The following is an 11,023-nucleotide window of genomic DNA, read 5'->3' as shown; positions in this document are numbered from 1 at the left end:
CCCGGCCTTCACCGCCGAGCCGTTCACCGTGCACACCCGCTGGATCGAGACCGAGTGGGACAACCAGGTCCCACCCCACGGGCCCGCCGCCGAGACCGACGAGCCCGAGCCGCGGCAGACCGTCGTGGTCGAGGTCGGCGGCCGCCGGCTCGAGGTGTCCCTGCCCGCCGGGCTGGCCGCCGGCGGTCCGGCACCGGCCACGGCGGGCGCCAAGCCCCGCAAGCGCGGTGGCGGGCACGGCGGGTCCGCCGCGTCCGGCGACAGCCTGACCGCGCCCATGCAGGGCACCATCGTCAAGGTCGCGGTCTCCGACGGCGCGACCGTCGCCGCCGGTGACCTGGTCGTCGTCCTCGAGGCGATGAAGATGGAACAGCCCATCACCGCGCACAAGGCCGGCACCGTCACTGGGCTGACCGCCGAGGTGGGCGCCAGCGTCACCAGCGGCGCCGTCCTCTGCACCATCGCCGACGCCGCGGAGTGACCCGCCGCTGACCTGGGCCCGCACCGCGGACCCGGGTCAGCGCGACCTCAGAGCACGTACCCGCCGAGCGAGACCCAGCCGCCGGCGCCACCCGAGCGGCCGTCGTAGAACCACAGCGCGTTGTCCATGCCGCGGCCGACCAGGGCGAACCCGCCGGACGGGAACTGCACCGCCGGGTTGCTGGTGAACGCCCCGGTCAGCGCCTGCGACCGGCCCGCGGCGTCCAGCAGCCGGGGTGTGCCGGCGCTGTCGAGGTAGGCGGCCGTGGCGACGTCCGCCGCGGTGGAGACCGGGCTCAACGCCAGCGCGGAGCAGGCGACGACGTCGCGCCGGACGTAGGTGCCCGCCCCGCTGCCCTTGGGCAGCGACTGCTGGTAGGTGTACCCGTCGGTGCCGCGCACCGCGACCACGACCGTGCCGCTCGCCGTCGACGCGGTGGCCGTGGGCGGCGCCGTCAGGTACCCGCCGTGGCCGACCCAGTTCTGCCAGGTGCCACCGACGAGCTCCCGGCTCCACAGCGAGCCGTCGCTGCCCCGGCCGAACACCCGGACGTGGTCGGGACCGAGCGAGGCGGCGGCCGGGCTGGCCGTCAGGTAGCCGCCCAGGTTGGTCCAGGGCGCCCAGGAACCCGAGCCGGTGCGGGCTCGGTAGAAGAGGGTGCCGTCCGTCCCGACCACGAAGGCGTAGGCGGTGGTGCCCGCGGTGGCCGCGGCCGGGCCGTACAGCACGCCGCCGCCGAGGGACGTCCAGCTCGTGGAGCTGCCGTCCAGCGGCCGGAGCCACAGCCCGCGGTCGAGGCCGACGACGAGGGCGCCGGCCGCGCCCGCGGTGTCGACCAGCGCGACCCCGGACGACGGGGTGCTGCGGGTGGCGCAGGCGGCGTCGCCGCCGACCATGCCCACCGTGACCTGGGCGGCCCCACCGGCGACCGACTGCACGGTGAGCTGGAAGGCGCCGCCGGCGATCGGGACGGGGACGCCGACCGGCAGCGCCGTCCGGACGTCGGTGGCCCAGCTGGACGCCGCCGAGGGCGTCGGGTCGAGCAGCAGCGAGGAGTCCCCGGAACCGGGGTTGACCCGGCGGACCAGCACCCCGGACTGCAGGCCGACCCAGTTGCGTCCGGGGTCGCCGAGCCAGCCGTCCTGGCCGGTCGGCGAGCGGTACTCGACCCAGTAGACGGCACCGCTCGCGGTCTGCAGCTTCAGCCCGCGGGTGCCGGTGGCGCCGGACGACGGCGAGAGCGTGAAGGTGCCCGACCCGCTGGTGGGCGTGACCGTGGCCTGCGCGGTCGACGGCAGGACGCCGAGCTGCGCGGCCTGCAGGGCGCTCAGCGAGCCGATCTCGCTCCAGGAGATGCCCATGACGTCGTAGTAGTCGCGGTAGGACGACACCTGGCAGGAACTGCCGGCGCCTTCCACCGCACCACCGCACTGCAGCGCGGAGGAGTGGTTGAGCCCGAAGTTGTGCCCGAGCTCGTGGGCGATCACCGAGGTCGCGGCCGCCGTCACGTAGACCTGGCCGCCGGAGTCGACGTTCTGCCGCACCTCACCGAGGCCGTAGGCGCAGCCGGGGGCGCCGTAGGGGACGTAGACGAGCAGGTGCCGCCCCGGGGCGTAGGTCCAGCCGGCCTTGGCCGCGGCCTCCGCCCAGAGCGCGTTGGGGTTCTGGCACGTGGAGGTGCCCTGGAACCAGTCGACGGCGGTCGGGGCCAGGCCGATCCGCACCCGCCCGCCGGTCTGGTCCCGCCAGAAGGTCGCCACCGAGGTGGAGACGACGTTCTGCACCTGGGCCAGCGTCGTGGCGTCCCGGGCCGCACCGGCCGGCTGCAGCATGACGATGGTGACCAGGTGGTTGGCCGGGGCGTCGGCCTGGGCGGTGGGGATGCGCTCGGTCGCGAGCCGGGCGACGACGTCGGCGTCGACGACGTCCAGCGCCTCCTCCAGCCCCTCGGCCGAGGCCTCGTCCGGGCCGGCCTCGCCCACGGTCACCGACACGGTCGCGCCCACCGGCACGTGGTCCAGCGCCTCGGTGTCGACCCGGACGGCGTCACCGGACGCCGGCTGCACCCAGGTCAGCAGTCCGTCGTCGTGCCCCTCACCGTGCTCCTCGGCGTGGGGCCCGGCCGCGCCTGGCTCGGCCGGCCCGGGCTCGGCGTAGGCGCGCACCAGCTGGCCGACCACGGTGTCGCCGGGGTCCGGCAGGTCCTCCGCCCGAGCCGGCGACGGCAGCGCGAAGGTGGCGAGGACGGCGGCCACGACGGCCACCGCGGACGTCGAGGACCGACGGACGAGACGCAACTCAGACTCCTGGGGCAGGCAACCCGCCCACCATCGGCGCTGCCCGGTCGGAGCCCGAGGACGGTGCGCCTCAGCGGTCGCGTGTCGTCCCGCTCGTCCCGCCGGTCACACCGACCACGCTCAGCTGTGCTCGTCCTCGATCCCCATCAGCCGCCGGCCGGCCTCGGTGATCGAGCCCGACAGCGACGGGTAGATGGCGAAGGTCTGCGCCAGGTCGCCGGCGGTGAGGCCCTTGGTCACCGCCAGCGCGATGGGCAGGATGAGCTCGGACGCGCCGGGTGCCACGACCACACCGCCGATGACGACGTCGGTCGAGCGGCGGGCGTACAGCTTGACGAACCCGTCCTGCAGGTCGCCCATCTTGGCCCGGGCGTTGGTGGCCAGCGGCAGCCGCACGACCTCCACGTCGGCGTCCTCGGTGAGCGACTTCTCCTGCACCCCGACCGTGGCGATCTCCGGGTGGGTGAAGACGTTCGCCGACACCGTCTTGAGCCGGATCGGCGCGACGGCCTCGCCGAGGGCGTGCCACATGGCGATCCGGCCCTGCATCGCCGCGACCGAGGCCAGCTGGAAGACCCCGGTGACGTCGCCGGCGGCGTAGATGCCGGGCACGGTGGTGCGGGAGACCCGGTCGACGACGATGTGGCCGGCCCCGGTGACCTCGATCCCGCAGGCCTCCAGGTTCAGCCCGTCGGTGTTCGGCACGGTGCCCACCGTCATCAGCGCGTGCGAGCCCTCGACGACGCGGCCGTCGGTCAGCTCGACCCGGACGCCCTTCTCGGTGCGGACGACGGTCGCCGCCCGGCCGCGCTCGGCGATCCGCCCGCCGCGGGACTGGAAGACCTCCTCCACCACGGCGGCGGCGTCGGCGTCCTCACCGGGCAGCACCTGGTCCCGCGAGGAGACCAGGGTGACCGGCACGCCGGCCTCCAGGTAGCCGGAGGCGAACTCGGCGCCGGTGACCCCGGAGCCGACGACGACGAGGTGCTCGGGCATCTCCTGCAGGTCGTAGACGTCGCGCCAGGACAGGATCCGCTCGCCGTCCGGCTCGGCGCCGGGCAGCACGCGGGGGTCGGCGCCGGTGGCGATCAGGACGACGTCGCCCTCGAGCTCCTGGGCCACCACCCCGTCGGCGTCGAGCACCTGGACCCGGTGGGCGGCCAGGCCGCGCATCTCGTCGGAGAGCCGGGCGGACCCGGCGACCAGCGTCACGCCCTCGGACTCCAGCCGGGCGTGGATGTCCGCCGACTGCGCCACGGCCAGCGCCTTGATCCGCTCGTTGACGGCGGCCAGGTCGAGGCAGACCCCTGCGGGGTCGGTGCCCCGCAGGCCCAGCGCGGCGGAGTCGCGGACCGAGGTCATCGCCCCGGCCGAGGCGATGAAGGTCTTCGACGGGACGCAGTCGGTGAGGACGCTGGCGCCCCCGATGCCGTCCCGCTCGATCACGGTGACGTCCGCACCGAGCTGTGCGGCGACGAGCGCGGCCTCGTAGCCGGCCGGGCCACCGCCGATGATCACGATGCGGGTCATGGTGTCTGCTTCTCCAGTGCTGGTCCGACGGGTGCACCGCCATTGTCCCTGTTCTCGGTCGGCAGCGAGCACACCGGCGCGGACGGGGCCGGCGACCCCGGCCGCCGTCACACGCACCCCGGTGACACCACCCGGCGCTGTGGCCCCCGCGTCGCGCGCCGGGTGACCAGGACGGGTCCGTCCACGTGCCACCTTCCCCCCGTGACCACGAGCGCCGCTGCCGCCCGGACGACGGACGGCGCCGCGCAGCGGCACCTGAACGCCCTCACCGGCATGCGCCTGGTCGCCGCGCTCGCGGTCTGGGCGTCGCACGTCGGAGCGCCGGCGGGCACCCCGGAGTGGCTGGTGCGGCTCATGTCGACCGGCTACGTCGGCGTCACCTTCTTCTTCGTGCTGTCGGGCTTCGTGCTGACCATCAACTACGCCGAGGGCCTGCGGACGCCCCGAGCGGTCTGGTCGTACCTGGTCGCCCGGCTGGCCCGCATCTACCCGGTCTACCTGGCCATCCTCGGCTGGACGGTCGCCACCGAGTGGGCGACCGGCCCGGTGTCCGGCCGGGTGGTGGCCGTGCACACGCTGGGGCTGCAGGCCTGGAGCCCGGACATGGACGTCACCTTCGCGTTCGTCGGCCCGGCCTGGTCGATCAGCGTGGAGCTGTTCCTCTACCTGACCCTGCCGGTGCTGCTGCCCGTCGTGCGGCTGGTCACCGGCCGGCTGGCGACCATCGTGCTGGCGCTGCTCGCCACCGCCGCCGTCCTGGTGCTGCTGGCCTGGTGGTTCCAGCACCAGGGCCTGGGCGCGCTTCCGGCCTCCGACCCCACGTCGGCGCACCGCTGGCTGTACCGCACCCCGCTGGTGCGGGTGGGCGACTTCCTGATCGGCATCCTGGCGGCGTTCGTCTACCTGCGCGTGCGCGACAGCCTGGCCGCCCAGCGCGCCGGCGCCTGGCTGGCGGTCACGGCTGTCGTGTTCACCGTGGCGACCGCGGCCCTGCCGGGGACGTCCTGGAGCGTCTGGTCGTGGGACGCGCTGTACGCCCTGCCGGCGGCGGCGCTCGTCCTCGGCCTGGCACTCGCCCCCCGGCACCCGATGGCACGCTTCCTCGGTCTGCGGCCGATGGTCTTCCTGGGTGAGGTCTCCTTCGCCTTCTACCTCGTGCACGTCACCGCGGTGCACATGATCGGGGTGGCCGTGCCCGCGCAGGAGGGGCTGGGGCCGCAGCTCGTCGTCCGGTTCGCCGGGCTGGCGCTGGCCCTCGGGCTCGCCGTCGGCCTGCACATCGGGATCGAGCGCCCCGCCCGCCCGTGGGTCCGCCGGGTGCTCGACCCGCGCCCCGCCCCCCGTCCGGCACCGCGCCGCGACGCGGCCGCCGCCGCACCCGCCGCGACGGTCCTCCCCGTGCCGGCCGCCGGCCCGGCGACGGTCACCATGGCCGCCGTCCAGGTGCCCCGCCCGCGGGCGGCCCAGCCGCCGGCCGGCCGCCCCGCCGTGCCGGTCGACCAGGTGGTTGCCAGCGCCCGCGCGGCCGCGCTGCTCAAGGAGTACGGCGGCCTCCCCCGCCCCGCCCGGTCCGGGCGGCACGAGGCACCGGCCGACAGCACCGAGACCGCGCGGACCCTGGTCCCGCGCTGACCGGCGGGCTCAGCCCCCGGTGGTGCCGAGGAAGGTGTCCAGCACCCGGCGGGCGGCCAGCGCGGGGGTGAGCTCCCCCGCCAGCACCGCGGTCTCCAGCTCCGGCACCGCCGCCCGCACCCCGGGGTGGTCCCGGAGCTGGTGCTCCAGCCCGTCCCGGACCAGCTGCCAGAACCACCGGACTTGCTGGGCCCGGCGACGCTCGGCGAGCTCCCCCGAGGCCCGCATCCGCTCCTGGTGCTCGACCAGCTGCGCCCACACCTCGTCCAGCCCCTGACCGGTCAGCCCGGCGCAGGTGAGCACCGGCACCTCCCACGGGTCGCCGCGGCCGCGCAGCATCCGGATCGCCCCGGCGAGCTCCCGGGCCGCCCGGCGTGCGTCGACCTCGCCGGGGCCGTCGGCCTTGTTCACCGCGATGACGTCGGCGATCTCCAGGATGCCGCGCTTGATGCCCTGCAGCTGGTCGCCGGTGCGGGCGAGGGTGAGGAACAGGAACGAGTCGACCATCTCCGCGACGGTCACCTCGGACTGCCCGACGCCGACGGTCTCCACCAGGACGACGTCGTGGCCCGCCGCCTCGACCACGACCATCGACTCCCGGGTCGCCTGCGCCACCCCGCCCAGCGTGCCGGCGGTGGGCGCGGGCCGGATGAACGCGCGGTCGTCGACGGCCAGCCGGGCCATCCGGGTCTTGTCGCCGAGGATCGAGCCGCCCGAGCGCGCCGACGACGGGTCGACCGCGAGCACCGCCACCCGGGAGCCGGCGGCCGTCAGCGTCGTCCCGAGGCTGTCGATGAACGTCGACTTGCCCACCCCGGGCACCCCGCTGATGCCGACCCGGCGGGCACCGCCGGCGTGCGGCAGCAGCTCGACGAGCAGCTCCTGCGCCGCCTCGCGGTGGTCGGCCCGGCGGGACTCGACCAGCGTGATCGCGCGCGCCACCGCCCGCCGCTCGCCGGCCAGCACCCCGTCGGCCAGCCCGGCGACGTCCGGTACCGCCATCAGTGGCCGAGTCGCTGGGCGAGGGTGCGCAGCAGGTCTTGGGCGGCCTGGGAGATGACGGTGCCGGGTGGGAAGACCGCGGCCGCGCCCATCTCCTGCAGCAGCGGCACGTCGTCGGGTGGGATGACCCCGCCGACCACCACGAGGATGTCGTCGGCGCCGAGCGCGGCGAGCGCGTCGCGCAGTGCCGGCACCAGGGTGAGGTGTCCGGCGGCGAGGGAGGAGACGCCGACGACGTGCACGTCGGCCTCGACGGCTTGGCGGGCGACCTCTTCCGGTGTCTGGAACAGCGGGCCGACGTCGACGTCGAAGCCGAGGTCGGCGAAGGCGGTGGCGATGACCTTCTGGCCGCGGTCGTGGCCGTCCTGGCCCATCTTGGCCACCAGGATCCGCGGCCGGCGCCCCTCGGCCTCGGCGAACGCCGCGGCCAGCTCGCGGGTCGCGGCCACCGCACCGTCCTTGCCTGCCTCGTCGCGGTACACACCGGAGATGGTGCGCACCTGACCGGCGTGCCGCCCGTACACCGCCTCCAGCGCGTCGGAGATCTCCCCCACCGTGGCCTTCGCCCGGGCCGCGTCGACCGCCAGCTTCAGCAGGTTCGAGTCCAGGTCGCTCCCCCGGCGTCCCTCGGCCGCGGCCCGCGCAGCGTCGGTGAGTCGGGACAGGGTGTCCTCGACGGCGCGCGGGTCGCGGCTGGCGCGCAGCTGGGCGAGCTTGGCCTTCTGCTGCGCGAGCACGTCGGCGTTGTCCACCCGCAGCACGTCGACGGCCTCGTCGGTGGCCACCCGGTACTTGTTCACCCCGATCACCGGCTGCCTGCCCGAATCGATCCGCGCCTGGGTGCGGGCGGCGGCCTCCTCGATCCGCAGCTTGGGGATGCCGTCGTCGATGGCCTGGGCCATGCCGCCGTGCGCCTTGACCTCGGCGATGTGCGCCCAGGCGCGGCGGGCCAGGTCGTAGGTCAGGCGCTCCACGTACGCCGAGCCGCCCCACGGGTCGATGACCCGCGTCGTCCCGGACTCCTGCTGGAGCAGCAGCTGGGTGTTGCGGGCGATCCGGGCGGAGAAGTCCGTCGGCAGCGCGAGGGCCTCGTCCAGGGCGTTGGTGTGCAGCGACTGGGTGTGCCCCTGGGTGGCGGCCATCGCCTCCAGGCAGGTGCGGACCACGTTGTTGTAGACGTCCTGCGCGGTCAGCGACCAGCCCGAGGTCTGGCAGTGGGTGCGCAGCGACATCGACTTGTCCTTCTGCGCCCCGGCCTCGCGCACCAGCTTCGCCCACAGCAGCCGCCCGGCGCGGAGCTTGGCGACCTCCATGAAGAAGTTCATCCCGATCGCCCAGAAGAAGGACAACCGCGGGGCGAACACGTCCACGTCCAGCCCCGCTGCCTTGCCCGCCTGCAGGTACTCCACCCCGTCGGCCAGGGTGTAGGCCAGCTCCAGGTCCGCCGTCGCCCCGGCCTCCTGGATGTGGTAGCCGGAGATGGAGATCGAGTTGAACCGCGGCATCCGCTGAGAGGTGAAGCTGAAGATGTCGCTGATGATCTGCATCGAGGGCCCGGGCGGGTAGATGTAGGTGTTGCGGACCATGAACTCCTTGAGGATGTCGTTCTGGATCGTCCCGGTGAGCTGGTCCGGGCCCACGCCCTGCTCCTCGGCGGCGACCACGAACAGCGCCAGCACCGGCAGCACGGCGCCGTTCATCGTCATCGACACGCTCATCCGGTCCAGCGGGATGCCGTCGAACAGCTGCCGCATGTCCAGGATCGAGTCGATCGCCACCCCCGCCATCCCCACATCCCCCGGCACCCGCGGGTGGTCGGAGTCATAGCCCCGGTGGGTGGGCAGGTCGAACGCGACCGACAGGCCCTTCTGCCCAGCCGCCAGGTTCCGCCGGTAGAACGCGTTGGACTCCGCCGCGGTGGAGAACCCGGCGTACTGCCGCACCGTCCACGGCTGGGTGGTGTACATCGTCGGATACGGGCCGCGCAGATAGGGCGCGATGCCCGGGAAGGTCTCCAGGAAGTCCACGCCGGCCAGGTCCGCCGGGGTGGCCAGCGGCGGGACGGCGATCCCCTCCGGCGTCTCCCAGGTCGCCTCCGCCACGCTCCGCCCGGTCGCCGCCTCGTACGCCTGCGCCCACTCCTCGGCGGTCGCCGCCGTCGACGGCCGGCCCAGCTCCAGGTTCCCGAAGTCGGGGATCATGCCTGCACTCCCAGCTGCTCGAGCGCGCTGCGGAGCACCGCGAGCGCGTCACACCCGGCGTACACGTACCCGTCGACGCCGTCCACCCCCAGGGACGGCGGACCGGCCAGCCACACCTGGGTCGCGCCGGCCGACCGCAGCTCGGCGGCCAGGTCGGCGGCGGCGGCGTAGTCGGCATCGGTGCCGCAGATGCAGGCCACGGTCGCCCCCGCCAGGTCGCCCGCGCCGTCCCCGGCCGGGGTCCCCAGGCCGCCGGCGGCGAAGAGGTTGGCCGCGAAGGCCGCCCGCGCGGTGTGCCGGGCGACCGGCCCGAGGGTGGCCAGGTACACCCGCGGGCGGGGGTCGACGGCCTCGACCGCGTCGCGCAGGTCCTCGAAGGCCTCGGCCGCCCGCACCCGCGGCAGCCCCCCGGACGGCGGCGGCGCGGCGGGCCGGCGGACCGGCAGCACCTCGGCCGGGTTGGCGAACTCGCTGACCCCGGTGAGCGCGTCGGCGCGGGTGGCCAGCCGCTGCCCGCGGTCGGCCCAGGCGGCGCCGATCCGCTCGCCGACCAGGCCACCGGAGAGCGCCGCGGCCAGGCCACCGGCCCGCTCGACCTCGGTGAACCAGTCCCACGCCGCCCGGGCCAGGTCCTCGGTCAGCGACTCGACGTACCAGGAGCCGCCCGCGGGGTCGAGCACCCGCGCCAGGTGCCCCTCCTCCACCAGCAGGCTCTGGGTGTTGCGGGCGATCCGGCGGGCGAAGGCGTCCGGCAGGCCGAGCGCTGCGTCGAAGGGCTGCACGGTGACCACGTCAGCGCCGCCGACGCCGGCGGCGAAGCAGGCCACCGTCGTCCGCAGCATGTTGACCCACGGGTCGTGCCGGGTGGTCATCACCGAGGAGGTGACCGCGTGCTGCCGCATCGCCCGAGCAGCCGGGGATGCCCCGCTGGCCTCGCCCACCCGGTCCCACAGCCGGCGGGCCGCCCGCAGCGCGGCGATCGTCGTGAACTGGTCTGCGCTCGCGGAGAACCGGAACTCCAGCCGGCCGAACGCCTCGTCCACGCCCAGGCCCTGCTCGGTCAGCGCCCGCAGGTACGCCACGCCTGCGGCGACCGCGCAGCCCAGCTCCTCCACCGCGGACGCCCCGGCGTCGGCGAAGACCGTCCCGTCGACGACCACGGTGCGCCAGCCGGCGGGCGTCCGCCGGGCCAGGTCGGCCAGCCCGTCGAGGTCCTGCGGCTGCCCGGTCGCGGCCTGCACCCCGAGCGGGTCCAGCCCCAGGCAGCCCCCCGGCGCCAGGTCGGTGCGGCCCTCGACCAGGGCCAGGAACGCCTCGGCCGCCGGGACCCCGCCGGACAGCGTCAGCGGCGCCAGGTCCAGCAGGACGTCGGCGAGCACCTCGCCCAGCGAGTCCACCGGCACCGCGCCCTCGCCGAGCGCCAGCCACAGCGAGGAGACGCCGTTCTCCAGGTCCGCCGCGATCGCCTCGCGGGTCAGCGCCACGTCGGGGTCGGCGTGCCGCTGGCGCACGTCCCAGCCACCGGGCACCTGCTCGTCGGCGCCACCGGCCGCCGTCACCCCGGCCGCGCCCGCCCGGGAGCCGCGGGTGAACGGCGGCAGGCCCGGGACGCCGGCCAGCCCGGCCAGGTCGCCGGCGTCCTCGGCGGTGTAGAGCGGGGCCACGCTGACGCCGGTCGCCACCGGCACCCGCAGCGCGTCCTCCACCGGGTCGGGCAGGTCGTCCCGGCCGGCCTTGCGCAGCACCCCGGCGACCAGGTCCCGCCACTGGGCGCGGCTCGCCGCCGGGAACTCGCCGGCGAGCTCGAGGACCTCGGGCGCCGCCGGCTCGGCCGGGGGCGCGTCCCCCGGTGCCGCGGTCTGGTGGCCGGTGGAGCTCAT

The 11,023-nt window shown here is 75.5% G+C and carries 7 protein-coding genes; 2 read left to right on the top strand and 5 right to left on the bottom strand.

Annotated features, from left to right (window positions below; genetic code table 11):
* Positions 1-481 (top strand): biotin/lipoyl-containing protein (locus HL054_RS14445; RefSeq protein ID WP_369139688.1); only part of this gene is annotated, 481 nt, incomplete at its 5' end.
* 47 nt (positions 482-528) lie between these two features.
* On the opposite strand, the gene HL054_RS14440 is transcribed toward HL054_RS14445, so the two are convergent.
* Positions 529-2,778, bottom strand: coding sequence for a M12 family metallo-peptidase (locus HL054_RS14440; RefSeq protein ID WP_369139687.1), 2,250 nt, complete (start codon positions 2,776-2,778; stop codon positions 529-531).
* 120 nt (positions 2,779-2,898) lie between these two features.
* Positions 2,899-4,308 carry an NAD(P)H-quinone dehydrogenase gene (locus tag HL054_RS14435; protein ID WP_369139686.1) on the bottom strand — a complete coding sequence of 470 codons (1,410 nt, stop codon included), beginning with the start codon at positions 4,306-4,308 and terminating at the stop codon, positions 2,899-2,901.
* Positions 4,309-4,509: 201 nt separating this feature from the next.
* On the opposite strand from HL054_RS14435, the gene HL054_RS14430 reads away from it, so the two are divergent.
* Positions 4,510-5,940 (top strand): acyltransferase family protein, encoded by a 1,431-nt coding sequence (locus tag HL054_RS14430; RefSeq protein ID WP_369139685.1) that lies wholly within the window; start codon positions 4,510-4,512, stop codon positions 5,938-5,940.
* A gap of 9 nt (positions 5,941-5,949) precedes the next feature.
* On the opposite strand, the gene meaB is transcribed toward HL054_RS14430, so the two are convergent.
* From meaB to HL054_RS14415, 3 genes are read right to left on the bottom strand one after another with little or no spacing between them, the layout of a single operon-like run.
* The gene (gene meaB / locus HL054_RS14425; protein WP_369139684.1) at positions 5,950-6,942 is read right to left on the bottom strand and encodes a methylmalonyl Co-A mutase-associated GTPase MeaB; all 993 of its coding nucleotides are present in this window, start codon (positions 6,940-6,942) and stop codon (positions 5,950-5,952) included.
* The gene (scpA, locus tag HL054_RS14420) at positions 6,942-9,143 is read right to left on the bottom strand and encodes a methylmalonyl-CoA mutase (RefSeq protein ID WP_369139683.1); all 2,202 of its coding nucleotides are present in this window, start codon (positions 9,141-9,143) and stop codon (positions 6,942-6,944) included. Before scpA ends, meaB begins: the two co-directional genes overlap by 1 nt.
* The gene (locus tag HL054_RS14415) at positions 9,140-11,023 is read right to left on the bottom strand and encodes a methylmalonyl-CoA mutase subunit beta (RefSeq protein WP_369139682.1); all 1,884 of its coding nucleotides are present in this window, start codon (positions 11,021-11,023) and stop codon (positions 9,140-9,142) included. Before HL054_RS14415 ends, scpA begins: the two co-directional genes overlap by 4 nt.

Origin of the sequence: Modestobacter versicolor, assembly GCF_041028285.1 — a bacterium.
Classification (GTDB): domain Bacteria; phylum Actinomycetota; class Actinomycetes; order Mycobacteriales; family Geodermatophilaceae; genus Modestobacter; species Modestobacter versicolor_A.
This window is presented reverse-complemented; position numbering and strand designations above follow the sequence as displayed.

What these genes read in the sequence shown, in the direction of transcription:
- HL054_RS14435 (WP_369139686.1), bottom strand. Translation starts at nt 4,308, where the DNA reads ATGACCCGCATCGTGATCATCGGCGGTGGCCCGGCCGGCTACGAGGCC.
- meaB (WP_369139684.1), bottom strand. Translation starts at nt 6,942, where the DNA reads ATGGCGGTACCGGACGTCGCCGGGCTGGCCGACGGGGTGCTGGCCGGC.
- scpA (WP_369139683.1), bottom strand. Translation starts at nt 9,143, where the DNA reads ATGATCCCCGACTTCGGGAACCTGGAGCTGGGCCGGCCGTCGACGGCG.
- HL054_RS14415 (WP_369139682.1), bottom strand. Translation starts at nt 11,023, where the DNA reads ATGAGCTCCACCGGCCACCAGACCGCGGCACCGGGGGACGCGCCCCCG.